Annotated in this window: 23 protein-coding genes; 12 read left to right on the forward strand and 11 right to left on the reverse strand. The window is 40.7% G+C overall.

Annotated features, from left to right (window positions below):
- Nucleotide 1 precedes the first annotated feature (1 nt).
- From hisH to hisIE, 4 genes are all read left to right on the forward strand, one after another.
- Nucleotides 2-610: an imidazole glycerol phosphate synthase subunit HisH gene (gene hisH / locus VS868_RS14705; protein WP_266068560.1), complete on the forward strand. Its 609-nt coding sequence runs from the start codon at nucleotides 2-4 to the stop codon at nucleotides 608-610.
- Nucleotides 611-704: 94 nt separating this feature from the next.
- Complete coding sequence (gene hisA / locus VS868_RS14710; RefSeq protein ID WP_345598498.1) at nucleotides 705-1,424, forward strand: 1-(5-phosphoribosyl)-5-[(5-phosphoribosylamino)methylideneamino]imidazole-4-carboxamide isomerase; 720 nt, start codon at nucleotides 705-707, stop codon at nucleotides 1,422-1,424.
- A gap of 152 nt (nucleotides 1,425-1,576) precedes the next feature.
- Entirely contained in the window at nucleotides 1,577-2,332 is a 756-nt protein-coding gene (gene hisF, locus VS868_RS14715; RefSeq protein WP_345598499.1) for an imidazole glycerol phosphate synthase subunit HisF, read from the forward strand.
- A 91-nt stretch (nucleotides 2,333-2,423) separates the two neighbouring features.
- Complete coding sequence (hisIE, locus tag VS868_RS14720; protein WP_345598500.1) at nucleotides 2,424-3,026, forward strand: bifunctional phosphoribosyl-AMP cyclohydrolase/phosphoribosyl-ATP diphosphatase HisIE; 603 nt, start codon at nucleotides 2,424-2,426, stop codon at nucleotides 3,024-3,026.
- 49 nt (nucleotides 3,027-3,075) lie between these two features.
- Here the strand turns inward: hisIE and VS868_RS14725 are convergent, their stop codons facing one another.
- Nucleotides 3,076-5,637, reverse strand: a complete 2,562-nt coding sequence (locus VS868_RS14725; protein WP_266068564.1) for an ATP-dependent Clp protease ATP-binding subunit — start codon at nucleotides 5,635-5,637, stop codon at nucleotides 3,076-3,078.
- Nucleotides 5,638-5,896: 259 nt separating this feature from the next.
- On the opposite strand from VS868_RS14725, the gene gyrA reads away from it, so the two are divergent.
- Together gyrA and VS868_RS14735 are read left to right on the forward strand one after the other, a co-directional pair.
- Complete coding sequence (gyrA, locus tag VS868_RS14730; RefSeq protein ID WP_345598501.1) at nucleotides 5,897-8,452, forward strand: DNA gyrase subunit A; 2,556 nt, start codon at nucleotides 5,897-5,899, stop codon at nucleotides 8,450-8,452.
- 22 nt (nucleotides 8,453-8,474) lie between these two features.
- Nucleotides 8,475-9,749, forward strand: a complete 1,275-nt coding sequence (locus tag VS868_RS14735) for a tetratricopeptide repeat protein (RefSeq protein WP_345598502.1) — start codon at nucleotides 8,475-8,477, stop codon at nucleotides 9,747-9,749.
- Between the two features lie 52 nt (nucleotides 9,750-9,801).
- Here the strand turns inward: VS868_RS14735 and VS868_RS14740 are convergent, their stop codons facing one another.
- Entirely contained in the window at nucleotides 9,802-10,548 is a 747-nt protein-coding gene (locus VS868_RS14740) for a C40 family peptidase (protein WP_266068567.1), read from the reverse strand.
- Nucleotides 10,549-10,572: 24 nt separating this feature from the next.
- Nucleotides 10,573-11,754, reverse strand: coding sequence for an acetyl-CoA C-acyltransferase (locus VS868_RS14745; RefSeq protein WP_345598503.1), 1,182 nt, complete (start codon nucleotides 11,752-11,754; stop codon nucleotides 10,573-10,575).
- A gap of 114 nt (nucleotides 11,755-11,868) precedes the next feature.
- On the opposite strand from VS868_RS14745, the gene VS868_RS14750 reads away from it, so the two are divergent.
- Nucleotides 11,869-13,914 (forward strand): HDIG domain-containing metalloprotein, encoded by a 2,046-nt coding sequence (locus VS868_RS14750; protein ID WP_266068569.1) that lies wholly within the window; start codon nucleotides 11,869-11,871, stop codon nucleotides 13,912-13,914.
- A gap of 3 nt (nucleotides 13,915-13,917) precedes the next feature.
- Here the strand turns inward: VS868_RS14750 and VS868_RS14755 are convergent, their stop codons facing one another.
- Together VS868_RS14755 and VS868_RS14760 are read right to left on the reverse strand one after the other, a co-directional pair.
- Nucleotides 13,918-14,370: a transcription elongation factor gene (locus tag VS868_RS14755; protein ID WP_266068570.1), complete on the reverse strand. Its 453-nt coding sequence runs from the start codon at nucleotides 14,368-14,370 to the stop codon at nucleotides 13,918-13,920.
- A 91-nt stretch (nucleotides 14,371-14,461) separates the two neighbouring features.
- A complete protein-coding gene (locus tag VS868_RS14760; protein WP_345598504.1) occupies nucleotides 14,462-14,869 on the reverse strand; it encodes a glyoxalase in 408 nt (135 codons plus the stop codon).
- Between the two features lie 159 nt (nucleotides 14,870-15,028).
- On the opposite strand from VS868_RS14760, the gene VS868_RS14765 reads away from it, so the two are divergent.
- The 3 genes from VS868_RS14765 to VS868_RS14775 are packed head-to-tail and all read left to right on the forward strand — an operon-like array spanning nucleotide 15,029 to nucleotide 17,235.
- Nucleotides 15,029-16,381 carry an NAD-dependent succinate-semialdehyde dehydrogenase gene (locus VS868_RS14765; RefSeq protein WP_345598505.1) on the forward strand — a complete coding sequence of 451 codons (1,353 nt, stop codon included), beginning with the start codon at nucleotides 15,029-15,031 and terminating at the stop codon, nucleotides 16,379-16,381.
- A 5-nt stretch (nucleotides 16,382-16,386) separates the two neighbouring features.
- Entirely contained in the window at nucleotides 16,387-16,815 is a 429-nt protein-coding gene (locus VS868_RS14770; protein ID WP_345598506.1) for an NUDIX hydrolase, read from the forward strand.
- 30 nt (nucleotides 16,816-16,845) lie between these two features.
- Nucleotides 16,846-17,235 (forward strand): hotdog domain-containing protein, encoded by a 390-nt coding sequence (locus VS868_RS14775; RefSeq protein WP_345598507.1) that lies wholly within the window; start codon nucleotides 16,846-16,848, stop codon nucleotides 17,233-17,235.
- 145 nt (nucleotides 17,236-17,380) lie between these two features.
- On the opposite strand, the gene VS868_RS14780 is transcribed toward VS868_RS14775, so the two are convergent.
- Together VS868_RS14780 and VS868_RS14785 are read right to left on the reverse strand one after the other, a co-directional pair.
- On the reverse strand, nucleotides 17,381-18,661 hold the full coding sequence (locus VS868_RS14780; protein WP_345598508.1) for a mechanosensitive ion channel domain-containing protein: 1,281 nt from the start codon (nucleotides 18,659-18,661) through the stop codon (nucleotides 17,381-17,383).
- Between the two features lie 3 nt (nucleotides 18,662-18,664).
- Nucleotides 18,665-18,949: a DUF3817 domain-containing protein gene (locus tag VS868_RS14785; RefSeq protein WP_266068575.1), complete on the reverse strand. Its 285-nt coding sequence runs from the start codon at nucleotides 18,947-18,949 to the stop codon at nucleotides 18,665-18,667.
- A gap of 216 nt (nucleotides 18,950-19,165) precedes the next feature.
- Between VS868_RS14785 and galE the strand changes: the two genes are divergently transcribed.
- Nucleotides 19,166-20,194, forward strand: a complete 1,029-nt coding sequence (gene galE, locus VS868_RS14790; RefSeq protein WP_345598509.1) for a UDP-glucose 4-epimerase GalE — start codon at nucleotides 19,166-19,168, stop codon at nucleotides 20,192-20,194.
- Between the two features lie 140 nt (nucleotides 20,195-20,334).
- On the opposite strand, the gene VS868_RS14795 is transcribed toward galE, so the two are convergent.
- On the reverse strand, nucleotides 20,335-20,478 hold the full coding sequence (locus VS868_RS14795) for a YqaE/Pmp3 family membrane protein (RefSeq protein WP_093112854.1): 144 nt from the start codon (nucleotides 20,476-20,478) through the stop codon (nucleotides 20,335-20,337).
- Nucleotides 20,479-20,693: 215 nt separating this feature from the next.
- Between VS868_RS14795 and VS868_RS14800 the strand changes: the two genes are divergently transcribed.
- Nucleotides 20,694-21,806: a DEAD/DEAH box helicase gene (locus VS868_RS14800; RefSeq protein ID WP_266068577.1), complete on the forward strand. Its 1,113-nt coding sequence runs from the start codon at nucleotides 20,694-20,696 to the stop codon at nucleotides 21,804-21,806.
- Here the strand turns inward: VS868_RS14800 and VS868_RS14805 are convergent, their stop codons facing one another.
- From VS868_RS14805 to VS868_RS14815, 3 genes are all read right to left on the reverse strand, one after another.
- Nucleotides 21,807-22,679, reverse strand: coding sequence for a cation diffusion facilitator family transporter (locus VS868_RS14805; protein WP_266068651.1), 873 nt, complete (start codon nucleotides 22,677-22,679; stop codon nucleotides 21,807-21,809). It abuts the gene before it with no gap.
- Nucleotides 22,680-22,748: 69 nt separating this feature from the next.
- Nucleotides 22,749-23,390, reverse strand: coding sequence for a VTT domain-containing protein (locus VS868_RS14810; RefSeq protein ID WP_345598510.1), 642 nt, complete (start codon nucleotides 23,388-23,390; stop codon nucleotides 22,749-22,751).
- Nucleotides 23,391-23,449: 59 nt separating this feature from the next.
- Nucleotides 23,450-23,827, reverse strand: a complete 378-nt coding sequence (locus tag VS868_RS14815) for a hypothetical protein (RefSeq protein WP_266068579.1) — start codon at nucleotides 23,825-23,827, stop codon at nucleotides 23,450-23,452.
- Nucleotides 23,828-23,872: the final 45 nt, after the last annotated feature.

Below are 23,872 nucleotides of genomic sequence, written 5' to 3' on the forward strand. Positions count from 1 at the left end.
TATGAGTATTGAGAAAAGTAAGGCTTCAGAAAAAATTGTGATCATTGACTACGGCGCTGGTAATATTCAGAGTATAAAGTTTGCTTTGGAAAGACTCGGTTACACCGGAGTGTTGAGCAGCGATGCTGAAGAAATAAAGTCGGCAGATAAGGTCATTTTTCCGGGAGTGGGAGAGGCGAGTTCAGCCATGAAAAAGCTGAAAAGTACTGGATTGGATACATTAATTCCGCAGCTAAAACAACCGGTACTGGGTATTTGCCTGGGAATGCAGTTAATGTGCAACTGGTCTGAAGAAGGTGATACGGAGGGTCTGGGGATTTTTGATGTGGATGTGATCCACTTCGAGAAAACCCTGAAGGTGCCGCACATAGGCTGGAACCGGATAAAGGAGCTCAAAAGTGATATTTTTGAGGGGATAGCAGAACAGGAGTTCGTTTATCTGGTGCATAGCTTCTACGCTCCCGTTTGTTCTGAAACTATTGCCAAATGCGACTACGGAGTGAATTATTCTTCTGCACTACAAAAAAATAACTTTTACGGAGTACAGTTTCACCCGGAAAAAAGTAGCGAAGCAGGAGAGAAAATTCTGAAGAACTTTTTAAAAATTTGAAGATGAGGGCCTCTCGACTCCCGGCCGGCCAGCAGGCGGGCGCTCGAGGTGACACAGGTTTGTTCTCAATACTCACTACTAAATACTAACTACTATGAAAATAATACCTGCCATAGACATCATTGACGGGAAATGCGTAAGGCTTTCACAGGGTGATTACAATTCAAAAAAGATTTATAATGAGAATCCGTTGGAGGTGGCGAAGCAATTTGAAGGTCACGGGATCAAATATTTGCACCTCGTAGATCTTGACGGTGCCAAATCAAAACATATCGTAAATTATAAAATCCTTGAACAAATTGCTACAGGAACTGATCTTCAGATTGACTTTGGCGGCGGACTAAAATCGGATAAAGATCTTGAGATTGCCTTCAATAGTGGAGCTTCTCAAATCACTGGTGGAAGTATAGCCGTAAAGGATCGCGAGACATTTTTGTCCTGGTTGGAAAAGTACGGAAGCGAAAAGATCATTTTAGGGGCAGATGCAAAGGACGAAAAAGTGGCCGTGAGTGGTTGGCTGGAAGACTCGAAAGAAGATTTGCTGCCATTTATTCAGAAGTATTCTGAAAATGGAGTGCAATATGTGATCTGTACCGACATTGCCAAAGATGGAATGTTACAGGGGCCTTCTTTTGAATTGTATCGAAAAATTCTGGGTGAAATTCAGGACGTGAAATTGATCGCTTCGGGAGGAATAGCTGAATTTGATGATCTTCCAAAGCTGCAGGAAATTGGGTGTGAAGGTGCTATTTTAGGAAAGGCGATCTATGAAAATAAAATCAGTCTAAAGCAACTGGAAGAATTCATTGGATAAAATTCCAAATTCCAAGCACCAAATTCCAGGCTTCAAATTCCAGGCTTCAAATTTGAAATGTGAAGAGGATAATGTGCCGATAGAATAAAATTATAAAAATAGAGTCACGAGTTCAACTCAGTACTCAATTCTAATTACTCAATACTATAAAAATGTTGACAAAAAGAATAATTCCCTGCCTGGATATCAAAGATGGAAGGACCGTTAAGGGAGTAAATTTTGTGAGTTTACGAGATGCTGGAGATCCGGTGGAGCTTGCTGAAATTTATTCAAAGTCGGGCGCAGATGAGCTTGTGTTCCTGGATATTTCAGCAACTGAAGAAAAAAGAAAGACTCTTGCAGAACTGGTTAGAAAAGTGGCTGCTACCGTTAATATTCCGTTCACTGTTGGCGGCGGAATATCTTCAGTAGAAGATGTGGATGTGCTGCTGCAAAATGGAGCCGATAAAGTATCTATAAATTCTGCCGCAGTAAAAAATCCTGAACTTATAAATGAACTGGCAGCAAAATTCGGCAGGCAGTGTATTGTTGTGGCTATAGATGCCAGGCAGGTACAGGGCAAATGGCTGGTACATCTGGTAGGTGGAAAAGTCCCGACAGAAATTGACCTTTTTGACTGGGTTAAAGAAGTTGAGGAACGCGGGGCAGGGGAAATCCTTTTTACCTCTATGGATCACGATGGTACTAAGGCAGGATTTGCTAATGAAGCCCTTGCAAAGATCTCAGAAATGGTAAGTATCCCGGTAATTGCTTCTGGTGGTGCAGGAAATAAAGAGCATTTTTGTGAGGCTTTTATAAAAGGAAAAGCCGATGCTGCTTTGGCGGCCAGTGTTTTTCATTTCAAAGAGATTGAAATCAAAGATTTAAAACAGGAAATGAAGGAAAAGGGAATTGAAGTTAGAATTTAATGTTTAGTAATTAGACCTCACAGGTTTTAAAAACCTGTGAGGTCTAATTACTAACCTGATAACCCACCACGATTATAAAAATTAAAAAAAAATGAAAATAGATTTTTCAAAAGATAAAGACGGTTTAGTGCCTGCCATTATTCAGGATGCGGAGACGAAGAATGTGCTCATGCTGGGATATATGAATGAGGAAGCTTTGCAGAAAACTAAAGAGATCAAAAAAGTGACATTTTACAGTCGTAGCAAACAGCGACTTTGGACTAAAGGGGAAGAAAGTGGCAACTTTCTTCATCTGGTAGAAATGAAAGTTGACTGCGACAACGATACGTTGTTGGTTTCTGTTCATCCTGAAGGCCCCACCTGTCATAATGGAACCGATACCTGTTGGGGAGAAAAAAATGCTTCAGAAATGACATTTTTGAATACCCTGGAAGAAGTGATCTCAGACCGACGATCAAATCCGGCAAATGAAAAGAGCTATGTGGCTTCATTATTCAGAAGCGGCATAAACAAAATCGCCCAGAAAGTTGGAGAGGAGGCAGTGGAAGTTGTAATTGAATCTAAAGATAATAATGATGACCTGTTTCTCAATGAAAGCGCCGATCTCTTGTTCCATTATTTGATCCTGTTGCAGGCCAAAGGCTACAAGCTTAATGATGTTATTGAAGTTCTAAAGTCAAGACACAGCAAATAAAAATAGCCTGTGATGTGGATCACAGGCTATTCTAATTATTCATTGGATTCTATTTAGAGTCTTCGGAATTCTTCTCTTTTTTGGTCTTTTCGACCTTGATCGTCAATTCATTTTTCTCTTCATCCAGATCCATAAAGACCTTATCTCCTTCAGAGATGTGCGAGGTGATTATTTCCTCGGCTAATGCGTCTTCAATGTACTTCTGAATAGCTCTATTCAACGGCCTTGCCCCATATTGCTTATCAAAACCTTTTTCAGCAATATAGTCTTTGGCTTTTGGACTTAACTCAAGATTGTAACCTAAAGCTCCAATTCTTCCGAAGAGTTTTTCGAGCTCAATATCGATGATCTTGTGGATATCTTCCTGCTCAAGAGGATTGAAGATCACTACGTCATCAACACGGTTAAGAAACTCGGGCGCAAAGGCTTTTTTCAGTGCACTTTCAATCACACTACGGGCGTTCTCGTCTACCTGAGATTTCTTCGCCGAGGTGCCAAATCCGACTCCCTGACCAAAATCCTTCAGTTTTCTTGCTCCAATGTTAGAGGTCATGATGATAATGGTATTCCTAAAGTCGATCTTACGACCTAAACTGTCAGTTAAATATCCGTCATCAAGAACCTGTAGCAACATGTTGAAAACATCGGGGTGAGCTTTTTCCACCTCGTCTAGCAGGATCACTGCATAAGGTTTACGTCTCACTTTTTCAGTAAGCTGTCCGCCTTCTTCGTATCCTACATATCCCGGAGGTGCACCAATTAACCTGCTCACCGCAAATTTTTCCATGTACTCACTCATGTCGATACGTATCAGCGCATCTTCATTGTCGAACAGCTCACGCGAAAGTATCTTCGCCAACTGAGTTTTACCTACCCCTGTTTGACCAAGGAATATAAATGAACCAATTGGTTTGTTAGGGTCTTTAAGACCTGCACGGTTACGCTGTATGGCTTTCACCACTTTTCCAACCGCATCATCCTGGCCAATAACCTTTCCTTTAATTAATTCAGGTAACTTGTACAGTTTGTTGATCTCGGTTTGGGCGATCCTGTTTACCGGTACGCCTGTCATCATAGATACTACATCGGCAACATTATCTTCTGTTACGGTTTCCCTGTGCAGTTTAGATTCTTCTTCCCAACGTGCCTGGGCCTGGGCAAGATCTTTCTCTATGTTTTTCTCATCATCGCGTAATTTTGCAGCTTCTTCGTATTTCTGCTTTTTTACGACTGTATTTTTAAGTTCCCTTACTTCTTCAAGCTTGCGCTCAAGTTCAAGGATCTGTTTTGGCACATCAATGTTGGTGATGTGAACACGAGAGCCTGCTTCATCTAGCGCATCTATAGCTTTATCTGGTAAAAACCTGTCGGTCATGTACCTGCTTGTTAGCTTTACGCAAGCTTCAATAGCTTCATCGGTATAGGTAACATTATGGTGTTCTTCGTATTTATCCTTGATGTTGTTAAGGATCTCAATAGTTTCTTCAATAGTAGTAGGTTCTACGATCACTTTTTGGAAACGACGTTCTAAAGCACCATCTTTTTCAATATACTGCCTGTACTCATCGAGAGTAGTAGCACCAATACATTGAATTTCACCTCTTGCTAATGCTGGTTTGAACATGTTGCTGGCATCGAGACTTCCTGTAGCGCCACCGGCACCTACAATGGTATGGATCTCATCAATGAAAAGAATAATATCGTCATTCTTCTCCAGCTCGTTCATTACAGCTTTCATCCTTTCCTCAAACTGGCCGCGGTACTTGGTGCCTGCCACTAAACTGGCAAGGTCAAGTGTTACAACACGCTTATCAAAAAGGATCCTTGATACCTTCCTCTTTACAATTCTAAGGGCAAGACCTTCAGCAATGGCCGATTTTCCTACTCCGGGTTCTCCAATAAGAAGCGGGTTGTTCTTTTTTCTTCGGCTCAAGATCTGTGAAACGCGTTCAATTTCTTTCTCGCGGCCTACAACAGGATCAAGTTTATCAAGCTCTGCAAGTGCAGTTAGATCCCTTCCGAAGTTATCCAGAACGGGAGTTTTGGATTTCTTTGTTGATTTTCCGGGGGTACCGGCAAAAGGATTGCTCTTTCCGGCGTCGTCTGAAGTTGCGTCTTCATCTGAAAATGATTCGGCAGTAGGAGCATCCATATAATCATCATCATTGGTGATCATATATTTGAACTGATCTTTAACTCCGTCATAATCTACTTTAAGCTTATTGAGGAGCTTTGTAGTAGGATCGTTTTCGTTTCTCAAAATGCACAACAGCAGGTGAGCTGTATTAATAGAAGTGCTTTGAAAAAGCTTGGCTTCCAAAAATGTGGTTTTAAGGGCTCTTTCTGCCTGGCGGGTTAAATGAAGGTTTCTCTTCTCGTTAGACTCTACAGCTACATCGGGGTTAGCCGGGCTAAGAATCTCTACTTTTCTTCTTAAATGAGTGAGGTCAACATCCAGGGCGTTAAGTATATTAATGGCTTTACCATCACCGTCCCTTAGAAGACCCAGCATTAAATGCTCTGTACCTATAAAGTCATGACCAAGCCTTAGGGCTTCTTCCTTGCTGTAGGCAATCACATCTTTTACTCTTGGTGAAAAATTATCATCCATGTTAATTCCTTTCTCTCTTGATTATATTTATTCAGGTTTCAAAAACCGTACCCGATTCTTTTTGTTCGTTTTTTATGAAGTAAAGCTAATTGACGAATTTGCTTCAATAAAACAAAGCAGAATGTAATGAACTTATTAACCAAGCACAACTAAAAATTTGTTAATAAAATACAAGAAAACCTCAATGAATAGTGCGCCCGGGTGGGGCAAAATGCGTAAATTGGCACGTTAGATTTTTGAACCAAAATAACAGATATTTATGGCTGAAGGAGAAAAGTTAATTCCTATCAATATTGAAGATGAAATGAAGTCGGCCTACATTGATTATTCAATGTCGGTCATTGTGTCACGTGCACTGCCAGACGTGCGTGACGGTTTGAAACCGGTGCATCGCCGGGTATTATATGGAATGTATGAACTGGGGGTACTATCCAACAGGGCTCACAAAAAATCTGCAAGAATTGTAGGGGAAGTACTTGGTAAGTTTCACCCGCATGGGGATTCTTCTGTTTACGACACTATGGTGCGTATGGCCCAGGAGTGGAGTTTGCGTTATATGTTAGTTGACGGCCAGGGTAACTTTGGTTCAGTTGATGGCGATAGCCCGGCTGCCATGCGTTATACCGAAGCCAGGATGCGTAAAATAAGTGAAGATATGTTGGCCGATATTGACAAGGAAACTGTTGATATGCAGCTTAACTTTGATGATACTATCCACGAGCCTACAGTTTTACCTACACGTATTCCCAATCTCCTTGTGAACGGTGCCAGTGGTATTGCTGTTGGTATGGCGACAAATATGCCGCCTCACAACCTTTCAGAAGTTGTTGACGGTGTAACAGCCTATATTGAGAATAATGACATTGAAATAGACGAACTGATTGAGCACGTAAAGGCTCCCGATTTTCCTACAGGCGGAACCATTTATGGCTATGACGGTGTTCGTGAAGCCTTTAAAACAGGGCGTGGCAGGGTTGTTATTAGAGCCAAAGCTTATACTGAAGAAGTTGCAGGCAAAGAGGCTATTATTGTGACTGAGATCCCTTACCAGGTCAATAAGGCTGAAATGATCAAAAAAACCGCCGAACTGGTTAATGAAAAGAAAATAGAAGGTATTTCTTTAATTAGAGATGAGTCAGACCGAAATGGGATGCGCATCGTCTATATATTAAAAAGAGATGCTATCCCCAATATTGTTCTAAACTTACTTTATAAGCACACCGCACTTCAAAGTTCCTTTAGTGTGAATAACATTGCACTGGTAAACGGGCGTCCTCAAATGTTGAATTTGAAGGATATGATCTATCATTTTGTGGAGCATCGTCATGAAGTTGTGGTACGCAGAACAGAGTATGAGCTAAGAAAAGCTGAAGAGCGGGCACATATTCTTGAAGGTTTGATTATTGCTTCAGACAATATTGACGAGGTTATTGCCTTGATAAGAGCTTCGAGTAATGCTGATGAAGCTCGTACTAAGTTAATTGAGCGCTTCGAACTAACCGAGATACAGGCTAAGGCTATTGTTGAGATGCGTTTAAGACAGCTTACAGGTCTTGAGCAAGATAAACTTCGTGCTGAGTATGAAGAGATCATGAAGACCATTGAAGATCTTAAAGATATTCTTGCCCGTAAGGAACGAAGGATGCAGGTGATAAAAGATGAAATGCTTGAGGTCAAGGAAAAATACGGAGATGAAAGACGCTCTGTTATTGAGTATGCCGGTGGAGACCTTAGCATGGAAGATATGATTCCAGATGAGCAGGTAGTGATAACTATTTCTCACGCAGGCTATATTAAAAGGACTTCTCTTACAGAATATAAAACCCAAAACAGAGGAGGAGTAGGACAAAAGGGTTCTACAACAAGAACTGAAGACTTCCTTGAGAACCTGTTTATTGGTACTAACCACCAGTATATGTTGTTCTTTACTGAAAAAGGTAAGTGTTTCTGGATGAGGGTGTTTGAGATTCCTGAAGGAAGTAAAACTTCAAAGGGTAGAGCGATTCAGAATTTGATCAACCTTGAACCCGATGATAAGCTTAAAGCATTTATTTGTACTAAAGACTTAAAAGACGAACAGTACATCAATAGCCATTATGTGATGATGGCTACCAAGAAAGGGCAGGTGAAGAAAACTTCTCTTGAACAGTATTCAAGACCCCGAACAAATGGTATTAATGCAATTACCATTCGCGAGGGCGATGAACTTCTTGAGGCAAGACTAACTACAGGAGAAAGTCAGGTGATGCTGGCTTTAAGGAGCGGAAAAGCCATTAGGTTCGACGAGAGTAAAACCCGACCTATGGGTAGGAATGCTTCTGGAGTAAGAGGTATAACCCTTGCCGATGATAACGATGAGGTGGTAGGTATGATCACTATAGAGAACCCGATGGAAGAAACTGTACTGGTTGTTTCTGAAAACGGTTACGGAAAACGTACTTATATAGATGATCCTGAAGATGGAGAACCAACTTATAGAATTACAAACCGTGGAGGTAAAGGTGTTAAAACCATTTCTATAACCTCTAAGACAGGTAGTCTTGTGGCTATTAAAAGTGTTACAGATCTTGATGACCTTATGATCATCAATAAATCTGGACTTGCTATTAGAACATCTGTTTCAAATCTACGGGTAATGGGACGTGCAACCCAGGGTGTTAGGTTAATTAACCTTAAAAATAATGACTCTATTGCTGCAGTGGCTAAAGTGATCAATGAAGAAGAAGATGTTGAGGATGTAGCTGGTGACGCAACCCCCGAAGCGACTGATCAAAATCAGGATGGCACAACTATTGCGAATGACAGTGAGGAATAATTTTAAATCAAAACCAAAAAAGATGAAAACCAGAATTTTAACGGCAGCATTCGCTATGTTTACTGTCGTATCATTTGCCCAAAAGAAGGAAATCAAGCGAGCCGGTAAAGCGGTTGAGAAAGGAGAATATCAGGAAGCTAAGAATTACCTTCAGCAGGCAGAAGCACAGTTAGCTAGCGCTGACGAGGATGAAAAAGCTGATTTCTACCTTTACAGAGGATATGCATTGGTAGGAAACGGAGAAAATGTGGCTACTGCCGACTTAATGGCAGCTTCTGAAGCAATGAAAAAAGCTAAGGAACTTGGTCATGATGAGGCAGAGCAGGGAATGGCTGCAGTAAGTAATGCCCTGGTAAATGCAGCTATTACAGACCAAAATGCTCAAAATTTTTCAGATGCCTCCAAAAAACTGGAAGCGAGTTTTAGAATGAGTAATCGTGACACCGTGTATCTTTATTATGCAGCATCTAATGCTGTAAATGCACAAGATTACGATGAAGCTTTAAGATATTATAAGGAGCTTCAGGATCTTGGTTTTACAGGAGAAGAAACTATCTATACCGCAGTAAACAAAGAAACCGGCGAAGAAGAGAGAATGGCTTCCAAAGAGCAGAGAGACCTTTTTGTAAAATCGGGTAATTACATTAATCCTCAGGATAAGAAAGAGGAATCTAAAGAAGGAGAGATCGCTAAGAACATTGCCTTAATCTACATTGAAAAAGGTGACAATGAAAAGGCGGTTGCGGCAATGGAAAGAGCCAAACAGGCAAATCCTAATGATGCAAGCCTTATGCAGGCAGAAGCAGATATGTACTACCGAATGGGAGACATGGCAAAATACCGCGAAATTCTTGAAGAAGTTGTAAATCAAAATCCAAATGATGCCACTCTATATTATAACATGGGAGTAAGTTCAGCAGAACTTGGAGAAAAAGAACGTGCTGTAGAATATTACAAAAAAGCTCTTGAAATTGATCCTGAAATGAACAATGCCAGAATCAACATTGCTTTTGTAATTCTTTCTAAAGAAACTCCTTTGGTAGAAGAGATGAATAGTCTTGGTATGAGTAAGGCAGATCAAAAGAAGTATGATGAGCTTGCTGAAGAACGTCAGCAAATTTATAAAGACGCCCTTCCACACCTTCAAAAAGTAATGGACAGAGATGCCGATAACATTGAAGCTGCCAGAACGATTATGAATATCTACTATCAGTTAAATGAAACTGAAAAAGCAGAAGAAATGAAAGCTAAGATCGCAGAGCTTGAAGCTTCAAGCGCAGCGGCTCCAAAGCAGTAAACAGAATATTTGTTTGACAAAAAAGCCCGTTCATTTTTTGAACGGGCTTTTTTTATATGATCTTTTTTATCACTCTAAGCTTATGGGTATGCCGGCGTAATTCGGCATTATAGATCCCCGAATGGTCTATACGATCAAGCCGCACCTTACCGTCTACATGTATAATGTAGTTGTCTCTCATCATAATGCCCACGTGATTAATTGATCCGTCGGGGCTGTCGAAAAAAGCCAGGTCACCTGGTTCACTCTCTTCTATAAAACTAAGAGACTCTCCCTGCTTCGCCTGTTGGGCTGCATTTCGTGAAAGTTTATAGCCGTTAAGCTTGTATACCATTTGGGTAAAACCACTGGCATCAATGCCCATAGGACTTTTTCCACCCCACAGGAAGGGCGCATTCAGGTATAAAAAGGCAGTTTCTATCAGCTTTTCTTTTGGTTGTGCTTTTGTAGTGACCGCACCCGAATGTTCGTGTTTCATGAGGGTAACCGCATTGAGAACAGAGCCAATAGGAATTGGAACAAGCTGTCCTTCGCCTGTTACAAACTCCATAAGGTCTGCTGAAAGTTGAAGTTCTTCCGCTTCCAGTTTTTCGAAATCGGGTTGAGAGATCTTTAACAGTTGTTTATTATCTATCCAGGCCTCGAGGTCTTCAAAAGAAGTGCGTATTCTTGACCATTTTCCTCTTTCTTCCAGAACCTTAAAGGTTTCCCCGTATAGCAGCTGACTAACCATTTCGGCGGTGTGTGCAGGTTCTGCTCTTAGCGGAACCGTACCTAAAATACAAATGGCATATTGCATCAAAAAGGTGCTTTCTAACCTGAATTATTGTGGACGTTCAATGACTATTGCCGAAGCACCACCACCCCCGTTACAAATGGCCGCAGCACCTATTCTGGCATTGTTTTGCTCCAGAACACTTAGCAGCGTAATTATGATTCTCACACCAGAACAACCTAGGGGATGGCCTAAGGAAACGGCACCACCGTTTACATTCGTATTTTTATCGGTTAAGCCCAATATTTTCATGTTGGCCAATCCTACTACGGAAAATGCTTCATTGAACTCGAAAAAGTCAACTTCTTCCTGAGAAATGTTGGCTTTTTTAAGAGCTTTAGGCAAAGCTATAGCGGGAGCAGTGGTGAACTTCTCCGGGTCCTGGGCGGCATCTGCGAACCCTTTAATGCTGGCAAGGATCTTTAGTCCCAGTTCTTCGGCTTTCTCACGGCTCATTAGAACCACAGCACCGGCGCCATCGTTTATGGTAGAAGCATTTGCAGCTGTAACCGTACCTTCTTTAGAAAATGCAGGGCGTAAGGATGCAAGCTTATCCATTTTTACATTCTTGTATTCTTCATCTTCCTTCACAACTACCGGATCTCCTTTTCGTTGGGGAACTTCTACAGGCACCACTTCATTGTCAAACTTGCCTTCTTCCCATGCTTTTGCAGATCTTTGATAAGATTGTGCCGCAAATTTATCCTGGTCTTCTCTCGTAAATTCATGTTCAATGGCACAATTATCGGCACAAACTCCCATAGCAAGCTGGTTGTAAGCATCCATAAGGCCGTCTTTTTGCAACCCGTCAATCATAGTAGCAGGTCCAAACTTCTGGCCATTTCTAAGGTGAAGGTAGTGAGGGATCATGCTCATATTTTCCATTCCGCCGGCTACAATGATATCAGCGTCTCCCAGGGCTATAGATTGTGCCCCCTGCATTACTGCTTTCATACCGCTGGCACAAACTTTATTTACCGTAGTACATGGTACAGAATGAGGAATACCGGCGCCTAAAGCAGCCTGTCTTGCTGGGGCCTGACCCAGACCGGCCTGCACCACATTTCCCATGAGGACTTCGTCTACCATTTCAGGTTTCAGGTTGATCTTTTCCAAGGCTCCTTTAATGGCTATTGATCCCAGTTTGGTTGCGGGAACTGTTGATAAGCTACCCAAAAAACTACCTATTGGAGTTCGTGCGGCGCTCACTATGACTACTTCCTTATTCATGGTTTAGCGGATTAAGATTTTACTTTTTGCGAATTTAATCATTTTATAAGGAAGAAACCAACGGGTTCTCTACAGCCAGCTTTTTTTAGTACTTTTGATAAGAGATAGCCCGGAATGAAATCATTTATAAACAGCCTTTATAAAAATCAGGATCTTTTTTACAAAGTTTTCTTATTTCTACTTACCACCTTCATCATTGTGTACATGTTTCCAAAAGGTGGAAAATTTAAATATGAGATCCCTAAAGGGAAGCCATGGCAGTACGAGAACCTATATGCCCCTTTCGATTTTGCCATTTTAAAGGCCCCCGATGAACTTGCTGCAGAAAAAGAGGAGATCAACAAGACTCATGTTCCTTACTACGATTACAATGCTGAAGTTGTCTCGCAGGTTGAGGCTAGCCTGGATGAGCAGTTTGTCCGAATATTTCCGGACACCCTAACCCGGAGAGAAAATATGCGACTTCAGGATTTTATTCAGAATACTTTTGAAGAGATCTATGATGCCGGGGTGTTGCAGGAGATTGTTCCGCTAAGCCCAGATCAATTGGTTTACCTGCGGGAGGGGAATGAAGTCACCGAGGTTACCTATAAAAGCATTATAAAACAGAACCAGTTGAGGGACTTTCTCAACAGGAAAATAGATAAGGCGCAGCTGCAAAATTATAGGGAGGAGTTGATTGGGTTGTTTTTTGACAGCGTGAAATCTAACGTTACCTATAATGAAGCCTTAACGCAAAGTGATCTTGAAAGCAGGTACAACCAGATTTCATATACCCGCGGGAATGTTGAACGGGGGACAATCATTGTTGCGAAAGGAGAAGTGGTAGAGGGAGATAAACTGCAGGTACTCAATTCTCTTAAAGCCGAATATGAATCGCAGGTGTGGAGTGAGGCCAACTATAACTGGGTGATTGTGGGGTATACGCTACTTGTCTTTCTCGCTTTGCTCATGTTGATGTTGTTCATTCGAAAGTATCGCTATGACATCTTTCAGAACAATATAAAAGTGACTTTCATTTTCTTTAATGTCACACTCATGGTGCTGCTCACCGTATTGGTGATAAGGTTTAATGTAGCGTACGTTTACGTGGTGCCTTTATGTGTGCTGCCGCTTACCATTAAAGGCTTCTTTGATTCAAGGCTTGGCTTGTTTACCCATGTTATTACTGTATTGCTACTGGGGTTCATTGTTCCGGATAGCTATGAATACATGTTCCTTCAAATAATTGCAGGTATTGTCACGATTCTTACGGTTTCAGAACTTTATAAAAGAGCTAATTTATTTATTACAGTAGGGCAAATTACCCTCGTGTATATCGTCTCTTATTTTGCCTTTACCATAATTCAGGAAGGTTCAATCTATGAAGTAGAACCCGAAACTTTCCTCATGTTCCTGCTGGGAGGTTTGGCAACGCTTTTTGTGCAGCCGTTGATCTATGCTTATGAAAAAATCTTCGGATTAATTTCGGATATGTCGCTGCTCGAATTGTCTGATACCAATTCTAAATTACTGAAAGAACTTTCAGATAAAGCCCCGGGTACTTTTCATCACTCGCTCAATGTGGCTAATCTCGCAGAGGCAGCGGCAAATGAGATCAATGCAAATGCCATGCTGGTGAGGGTAGGAGCGTTATATCACGACATTGGGAAAATGCGAAATCCAACGTATTTTACAGAGAACCAAACTACATCGGTAAATTCTCATGATGAACTTTCCCCTAAAGAAAGTGCAGAGATTATCATTGAACACGTTATTAATGGGATAGAGGTTGCCAAAAAAAGGAACCTTCCAGACAGGGTTATCGACTTTATTCGAACCCATCACGGCACCACTACGGTCTATTATTTTTTAAAGAAAGCCATGGAAAATGATCAGCACGTGAATGAAGACGATTACAGGTATCCCGGGCCAATGCCATTTAGTAAAGAGACTGCTATCCTTATGATGTGCGACAGTGTTGAAGCTGCCAGCAGAAGTATCAAGGAACCTACGGCCAATATGATCGATGAGTTTGTAGAAAGGATCATCAACAAACAAATGGAAGATGGCCAGTTCCTAAATTCAAATATTACCTTTATGGAAATTCAGCAGGTAAAAAAGGTGCTAAAGCGCAAGCTTAAAAATATTTACCATCTAAGGATAGAGTACCCGGAGTAGGTTTTACCACACCTTTACAATATTCACTTCGCCGTCTCTAAAGCTGAAGGAGTCTCCTGCTTTTTTACCTTCCATTTCCTTATAAATAGGGGAATCTGTAGAGATTGCGTAGACTTTGCTACCGCTCTCCATATCCAGCTCTCCAAGAGGGACAGATACAAAGTAGTAGTTGTTTTCTGTTTCCACCACACTACCGGGTCTAACCACTTCGCTGCGATGGTCCCTGTCCAGGTTCGCCAGCGTTTCTTTCATGTTGCGCACCCGGTCAAGATAAACTGCGTTTTTCTCATATTCGGTCAGCATCTCTCCTTTATTCCCGTATTCGTCAAAATCGGGATGAAATTTATGCTGCTCGTTCTGGCCGCTAATGGTGTTCATTTTCTCATTATACTGGTCAATTTTATCATTGACCTGGTCCAGACATTTATTAAATAATTCTTCTTTGTTAATGCTCATTTTTTCTCGTTTTGTTTAAAATTAGCCAACGTGATATTCAAAAAAGAACAATTAGCAAAAGTTTAATAATTACAATTTATTCGGAATCCCCTTATACCGCCGGCATTTTATCGAGCAGCTGTATATTGCTTTGTAACCTGTTTTTTACCAAGTCCATCATCCTTTTGTTAAGTGCCGATGAATTGGTAATGTAGTAGCTGTATTCTTTAATAGTAAATTGTCCTATGATCATTCCTTTTAAGCTGTTGCGGAATTTCATGTCCTTCTGAATAGCATTTTCTATATACGCCAGTCTTTTTTCTATGCTCATATCATAAAACACGTTCTTGTGTTTTTGCACGTAATTCCTGAAGGCTTCCAGTAGCAGGTCATTTTGCAGTAAGATCACCGGGCGCAAAGTGAGGTTTTGGAATTGCTCATCGGGTAGGGTTGAAGCTTTTACGACTGCCGATTCTATATGTGGCCTTAGTTGGAGAAGGAGTTCATCACGTTCTTTCATCGCTATGGTTTTGTTTAAAGATAGCGAAAGAAAGTACTGCTTCCCCGGGCGCCCTTTGTGAATTATAAACCTGTTGTAAACAATTACGCTTCAGTTAAAGTCTTTTTAATAATTTCTTCTGGCGATACGTTCTTCTTACCTTTAAAAAAAGCCATTTTTATGATCCTTTCAAAAAACCCATATACAGGGGAAACCCTTCAAGAACATAAAGAATCAAGTTATGAAGATATCGACAAAGCACTGGAAAAAGCTACGGCAGTATTCCGGGAGTGGAAAACCACATCTTTCTCATTTCGGTCAAAGCTTATGCTGAAAGCTTCCGAAGAACTTAAAAAAAATAAGCAGGAATATGCCGAAACTATTACCAAAGAAATGGGGAAACCTATTAAACAGGCTATTGCTGAAGTAGAAAAGTGCGCCTGGGTGTGCGAATATTATGCTGAAAATGCCGAAGCACAACTTGCTCCTGAAACTATAGAAACTGATGCCGAAAAAAGCTACATCAATTATGCGCCTCTAGGGGTGATTATGGCAATTATGCCGTGGAATTACCCTTTTTGGCAGGTATTCAGGTTCGCGGCTCCGGCTTTAATGGCGGGGAATGTTGGGGTGCTTAAACACGCCAGCAATGTGATGATGTGCGGGAAGAATATCGAAAAAGTATTTATAAGAGCCGGCTTCCCTGAAGGTTGTTTTCAAAATCTCACCATTGGAAGTAAAAAAGTGGAGGAAGTGGTGAAAGATAAAAGAGTAAAAGCAGTGACCCTTACAGGCAGTGAAGGTGCCGGAGGCAGTGTTGCAGCAACAGCAGGTAAAGAAATAAAAAAATCGGTACTTGAACTGGGCGGGAGCAATGCCCTGGTGGTCTTTGATGATGCCGATTTGGAAGAAACCGTTAAAACCTGCGTACAGGCAAGGTTTCAAAATACCGGACAGAGCTGTATAGCCGGAAAACGCCTCTTGTTGCATGAAAACATTGCTGAAAAGTTTACTGAAATGTTCCTGAAAGAGGTTAAGGAATTAAAAGCGGGAGATCCTATAGATGAAGATACTTTTATAGGGGTACAGGCTAGGGAAGACCTGGCGAAAGACCTGGAAAAGCAGGTAAATGAATCCGTTGAAATGGGCGCGAAGATCCTCACGGGTGGGGTGCGAAAAAAGGCATTTTACGCACCTACTGTTTTGAAAGATGTGACCCCTGAAATGCCGGTTTTTAAAGAGGAAACTTTTGGGCCAGCCATAGGGATTACCACTTTTAGATCTGATGAAGAAGCCGTAAAACTTATAAATTCGACTCAATTTGGCCTGGGCGTGTCCCTCTTTACCAAAAGCCGGGAAAAAGCTGAAAATCTTATTCCGAAAATAGAAGATGGGGCAGTGTTTGTCAATGAGCTGGTGAAAAGTGATCCGCGTTTACCTTTTGGAGGTACCAAAAAATCGGGTTATGGCCGGGAACTATCAAAATTTGGTATTAGAGAATTTGTAAATATCCAGACAGTGTATTTTAAGTAAGAAATATGGCAAGGCAGAATATATCAGTTACAACAGATAGTGTGATTTTTTTTAGAAATAATAATCAGCCGAAAGTACTGCTGGTTAAGCGGAAAAAAGATCCCTTTAAGGACCAGTGGGCGCTTCCGGGAGGCTTTCTTGAAGATGAGGAACCCCTGGAGATTGGTGCCAAAAGAGAGCTTGCAGAAGAGACAGGTCTAAAAGTGGAAAACCTGAAACAACTTAAGGCTTTTGGAACCCCCGGAAGAGATCCCAGGGGCAGGACGATTAGTATTCCGTTTTGGGGCGAGGTAACTTCCGAAGAAAAAGTTGAGGGAAGCGATGATGCCGCCGATGCACGCTGGTTTTTTCTGAATGATCTACCCGAATTGGCTTTTGATCATTCCGAAATTCTTGAGCTTGCACGGGAGGCATTTCTGGGGCAAAATGATTAACTTTATTGCCCTTAAAAAAATGAGTTCCCTATGAGATTTCACACCCGAAAATGGATTAAACCACAAGACCTTAACCCCAATGGTACGCTTTTTGGCGGCCGCTTGTTAGAATGGATAGACGAGGAAGCTGCGCTTTACGCTATCATACAGCTGGAGAATTCCCGCACCGTTACAAAATTTATGAGTGAGATAGATTTCAAAAGCTCTGCCAGGGAAGGTGATATTATTGAAATAGGAATGGATGTGGTGAAGTTTGGAAATGCTTCCATAACCCTTCGTTCGGAAGTCCGTAATAAAATGACCCGCGAAGTGATCATTACTATAGAACGAATTGTAATGGTTTCTCTTGATGAAAACGGAAAGGCAAAACCTCACGGTAAGACAAAGATCGAATACGTGAAAGACCGACTGAAAGATTAGCCGGTACCGGTGATAAAACTACAAACAGCACAAGCTTCAGGAGTTTTTAAAACTGTTGCTGGTGCTGTTTTTTTTGCTTTTATCTTAGCCTTTTAAACTCTCACTTTTTAAACAAATCCTTCCGAAGAGAAGTGTAATGTAAAGCTTACTTGGACTGCAGGGGTTTAAGAGCTTTCAGAATATCGTCACCTGAAGGAGATTCGAATAGTTGCAAATCAAAATAAGGAATGGCAGCTATAAGGTGATCAAAGATATCGGCTGTAATAGCTTCATAATATTCCCATCTCTTGTCTTCGCTAAAGCAGTAAATTTCAATAGGAATTCCCTGAGTTGTGGGAGGAAGATGCCTTACCATCATGGTCATTTCCTTGTGTATCTTGGGATGCGCTTTTAAGTAAGAGAGGGCGTATTGCCTGAAAACACCCAGGTTGGTTTGATGTCTTCCATTGATAAGATGCTTTTTATCTACTCCCAACTTGCTATTATAAGTGTTGATCTCTTCCTGCTTTTCGTGTATGTATGAGGCAATCAAATCAAACTCCTGGAACCTAGCCAGATCTTCATCATTAATAAACCGTATGGAGTTTTGTTTAATATTAAGGGAACGTTTGATGCGCCGCCCGGGAGACTCCTGCATTCCCCGCCAGTTGTGGAAAGAATCAGAAATCAGGTTATAGGTAGGAATTGTGGTGTAAGTATTGTCCCAATTTTGGACTCTTACGGTGGCGAGGTTGATTTCGGTCACAAAACCATCGGCTCCATATTTACTGAAGGTTATCCAGTCTCCAATGCGCACAATATCGTTTACCGAAACCTGTATGGAGGCGATAAATCCAAGAATGGTGTCTTTGAAAATAAACAGGATAATGGCTGAAGCCGCTCCTAACGAAATAAGAAAACCGACAACAGATTTTCCAGTAAGTTCCGAGAACATGAATATGATCCCTATAGACCAGAAAAATATGATAAGAATCTGTGCGTAACTCTCTATAGGCTTGTCGTGGTAACGCTCATGCCTTTTCATGTAATTCGTAGTGGTACGAACCAAGCTTCTTCCAATAAATACAGTAAGAAAAATAATATAGATGTCTACCAGCTTTTCGAATACAGAGAGCAGCTTGGGGTAATCTTCAAATACTACAGGCACCGTAAGTATGAGCAACAAAAGCGGGAAGATGTTGCTTATATACCGCGGGAAATTGCTTTTTACAAGATAATCATCAAAGGTGGTTACGGTCTTATTCGTAAATCTTTGAAATGAGGTAAGCACCAGCTTCTTGGTGATGTAATGCATAACATACCAAAGAACACCTACTATGGCAATGTTGATAAGCATGTTCAGAAAATGAGCGACATCTACGTCCATTCCCTGTTCAATAAAGTAGTTCGCTAAAAAGTTACCCAGTTCTCTTGTTTGTTCCTTCATCCTCTAGAGATATTTCTTCTCTACATAAAAAGGGCCCAGGGGCAACACAGAACTAAGACAAACAATGAGCAAAGTTTTTGTCTTCCACTGTAAAGGTTTGAATAGTAGTAAAGCTCCAAAGATATAGGCTACAAATAATAAACCGTGGGCCATTCCCACAATACGCACCATTTCTGGCGCTTCCCAAATGTACTTTAGAGGCATGGCAATGAGTAGAAGGACCAGAAAGGAAACCCCTTCAAAAATGCTTATCCACTTAAATATTTTTACTTGTGATTCTAATGACATAGCTGTGCTTTTTTCAAGTTGCAAATATACCTTAAAAGGTCTTAAATTGAGGTTGAAAATTCCTAATTTATTTACCGGATGGCTCCTGCTGAAGCTCTTGTTCTTTGAATGTTAATCACATATTAGCAGTATGTAAAAGACATAACATTTTAGGTCGTGGCCTCTCAATTTTAGTGGTTAATTTCTTAATTTGCGGGATACTCAGAAATAGTAAAAATGAAAAAAAAAATACTGGTCACCGGTGGATTGGGTTTTATAGGATCCCATACGGTGGTTGCACTTCAGGAAAGAGGTTTTGATGTAGTAATTATAGATAATCTTTCAAACTCCTCAATCGAGGTCCTGGGTGGCATAACGAAGATCACCCGAATTTCTCCGGAATTTGAAAATCTGGATCTGCGGGACAAACAGGCAGTTAATAATTTTTTTGAAAAATATCAGGATATAGACGGGGTTATACATTTCGCTGCTTCTAAGGCTGTGGGAGAAAGTGTTCAGAATCCGTTGCTCTACTATGAAAATAACCTCAATACTCTTATCTATCTGTTACAACAGCTAAAGGAAAAGGAGGCGCCAAAATTCATCTTTAGTTCTTCCTGTACTGTTTATGGCCAGGCAGATGAATTACCTATTACTGAAAATGCCCCTGTTAAGAAAGCAGAATCGCCTTACGGAAATACCAAGCAAATAGGAGAAGAGATCATTTTTGACACCTGTAGTGCGGTACCGCATTTAAAAGCAATTTCTTTGCGATATTTCAATCCCATAGGAGCCCATCATTCTGCAAATATTGGAGAATTGCCTATAGGAACACCTCAAAACCTGGTGCCGTATATCACTCAAACTGCAGCCGGAAAAAGAGAACAGCTTTCCATTTTTGGTAATGATTATCCTACACCAGATGGTACCTGTATCAGGGATTATATTCATGTAATGGATTTAGCTCGTGCCCATGTAATTGCCTTAGAGCGCCTACTGGATGATGAGCAGGCCGAAAATTACGAGGTCTTTAATCTAGGGACCGGAAAAGGAAATTCTGTTTTAGAAGCCGTAAAGGCTTTTGAAAAGGTATCAGGAAAAAAACTGCCCTATACCTTTGTTGACAGAAGGGAAGGGGATATTGTTGCTGCTTATGCCGATACTACCAAAGCCAACGGAGTGCTAAACTGGACAGCAGAATTTAATATTGAAGATGCTATGGAAAGTGCCTGGAAATGGCAGCAGAAGCTAGAGGAGAAAAATTAGAAAAAGTAAACTGTCTAAAATATAAGCTTAAAGGCTAATTCAAACTTTGTGTGTACTTTCCTGAAGGAAAGTTCTAGAACCCAATCTCTCACATTGAGCTCATAAGGGATTTACATTTTAGACAGTTTTATATGCTTCAGTTAGTTTACAATAAACGCATGAATAACTCCGGGTAACCAACCTATTAATGTCAGGATAATGCTTATCAAGAGAGTTGTTCCTACTCCATGGTTTAAATAAACTGCTAAAGGAGGTAAAAGGATATTCAATATGATTGTCAGCATGTTTCTTTTTTTATTGGTTATACAACCAAATTAATGATAAATTATTAAAATTTCTCCGCATATTTTTGGTTTAGCTTCAATTTAACATGCAGATAATTAATATCTTAAGACCTCTATAAAATGGATCTTAAAAAGTAAAGAGCTACTAACTTCATTCAGTAGCCCTAACTAAAAAGTTCATCGGGAAAAGGCTATCTTCGCAAAAAATTAGTGCAATGACATTTAAGGACCTGGGAGTATCAGAAGACATTATTAAAGGCTTGAACGAGATGGGGATTATAAACCCAACAAAGATTCAGGAAGCTGCAATCCCAATATTAACCGAAGGAGAGGTAGATTTTGTGGGGCAGGCACAGACAGGTACCGGGAAAACAGCAGCCTTTGGTTTGCCTATTCTCGCACAGGTTGATCCTGCTAAAGATGAAATACAGGCTTTAATTCTTGCACCAACCAGAGAATTGGGGCAGCAAATTGCCAGACAACTTTTTAAATTCACCAAGTATACCGATAAAGTTTTTACTGAAGCTGTTTATGGCGGTGAGAAAATAGATATACAGATCTCCAGACTTAACCGCCCTACTCAAATTGTAGTAGCTACACCCGGAAGGTTGATTGACCTTATGAAGCGTAAAGCTATTGATATTAGGAAGGTAAAGACCCTGGTGCTTGATGAGGCAGATGAAATGCTGAGCATGGGCTTTAAAAAGGATCTTACCGAAATATTGGAAGGTACCTATTCACAGGAAAGAAATGTATGGCTTTTCTCGGCTACCATGCCGCAGGATCTTAATGAGATCATTAATAAATACGTCAAAAAGAATGCCCGTAAAGTGAGCATTGATAAAGAGGATGCTGTAAACACCGGTATAGAACATCAATTTGTGACCGGTGATGACAACAGTAAACTTGATACGCTTGCATACTTTCTTAAAAGTCAGGGGAAAAAGCGTGGAATCATTTTCACGAAAACAAAAACCGCGGCAAGAACGCTCTCAAAACAATTGGCTGCTAAAAATTACGAAGTTGGATTACTTGAAGGCGATATGCTTCAGAAAGACCGGGATAAAGTAATGAGAGCTTTTAAGGGAAAAAACCTGAGGCTATTGGTTTCTACTGATGTTGCTGCCAGGGGTATTGATGTGGCTAATCTTGGTTTTGTGGTGCACTATCAACTGCCAGATCAAACCGATTACTACACTCACCGAAGTGGCCGTACTGCAAGAGCCGGAAATACCGGGTTATCACTCGCCCTTGTTAATCAATATGAACTTAAAAAGCTGCGCCAGATGGAAAGGGAATTAAATATAAAATTCACCCAGATTCGCTAATTAGAGAAGATCACAGCTTTCTTTGTCAAGTTCGGTCTCTATGGTGTAATGGTCAAAATGATACTCCTGCAGTACATTTTTCACCGCCCGCTTTACATCCAGTAACTGCTGGAATTTACTGATGTCTTCTAGCTTTATGTGGGTGGTAAATACATGATCTGTACCTTCAAGGGACCATACATGCATGTGGTGCAGGGAGGCAATATGTGGAATAGCCTGGATTTTATGTTCGATTTCCTCAAGATTGATCTCTTTTGGAACTCCCTGTAAAAAGATAAACAGGGTTTCTTTAAGTCGCTTAAAAACATTGTAAAGAATAAAAACGGTGATTAGCAGCGATAGGGCAGGATCAAGATAAGGGGTTTCGTAAAAATGCAGTACTATAGATACAATAAGAACTGCTACCCACCCCAGCACATCTTCTATGAGGTGCCAGGAAACCACTTTCTCATTCATAGAAGAGCCTTTTGAGAGTTTCCAGGCTGCAAGGCCATTAACAGCAACTCCAACCAGGGCAAAGACCAGCATCCCGGTAGCATCAGAATATTCAGGATTTATAAGGCGGTCAATAGCTTCAGATATTACATATATTGAACCCCCAATGAGTACAAGGCTGTTAATTAATGCACCTAAGAGTGAAAAGCGCTTATAGCCAAAACTGAACCTGTTATTTCGTCCCTGTCTCGATTTGTTTTGCAGATACCAGGAGCTGCCAAGGGAAATGGTATCCCCAAGATCGTGGACAGCATCTGAGATAATGGCCACACTGTTTACGTAAAATCCTCCAATGAGTTCAAAAACTGTAAAGGCGGCATTGAGAAAAAAAGCGAATTTTATATTCTTACTTGATCCGTGGTGGTGATCGTGACCCATAAAAAATCCCGTTTTGTCTCTCAAAAATACGGGATTTTAAAAGGATTTTGGAGCGTTGCTCCTTATATTTTATACAATCTTAAAGATCACAAGTGCGTAACCGTAGAATCTTATGAATCTCAAGAGGCCAAATAATAAGTAATATCTGAATTTGTAATTGATAATCCCTGCGGCCACACTGGTTATAGAAAATGGAATGGGTAAAAGAGCTCCTACTACAATAAGAAATCCGCCCCATTTTTCAGTATTTTTGATGTGCTTTGCCATTTTAGTCTCCATAGCGTCATGTACTGCCGGGATCATTTTAATGGCCTTACCCATCCAGTAAGAAATAATTCCGCCTAAATAAGAAGCCAGGGCCAACAAGCTAAGATAAGTTATGGGCATGGCTGATTTCCCTGACCATGCGATAAAAAGCTCGGGGGGAACCAATCCAAGAAAAATAGATTCAGAAGCCAAAAATACCGCCAGTATTCCAACAGGAGAATAGGTCTCGGTAACCGTAACCAGAATGCTGTTGATGTTGATTACATACTCGTTAATTGCAAATAGAGCAGCAAGAAAAAGTATGACCGGTAAAATGGCCTTTTTGAGACTATTGCCTACAAACTTGTAGAATCCTGTGTAATTGTAATATTGGTGAAGTAATTTCCAGCGTGGTTTTTTGTTCAAGACAACCTCATTTTTCTTTTTCATATTCAACTTCTTCATTAAATGGCTCTTTATTAATAATCTTTTCAATTATTGAGCCAATCCAACAAAACGAAAGGTTAATTCTCTTCAGCGTAGGCAATCAAACTATTACTGTATTCCCGCAATTCAATAGCGTTAATTTTATTCTTGGCTTCTGCCATGAGAGACAACAGGTAATCCAGGCTCTCGGCAGGATCAAAACCTTCACTGCTGGGAGTTTCTTCTTCAAAACCTTCAACAGGTTCGTCATCAGGAATTGGAATGTCAAAGGTGTTGTGCGCTTCAATGTGCTCATAAGTAAGCCTTATCACCTTAGCCAGTAGCGGGCTTTTTTCCTCAACAGCATATGGCCGCAACTCCTTTAAATCTTCAACTATAGTATTAGTAATAATACCATTGCGCATAAGGTCGCGCTGTATTTTATTCAGAAGTTTTTGTGCCTTAGGATTTTCCAACGATTACAGTATTTTATGAATAATTAAACTAAATTTCCAAAAAAC

The organism is Salinimicrobium sp. 3283s, from assembly GCF_039602225.1.
GTDB classification, from domain to species: domain Bacteria; phylum Bacteroidota; class Bacteroidia; order Flavobacteriales; family Flavobacteriaceae; genus Salinimicrobium; species Salinimicrobium profundisediminis.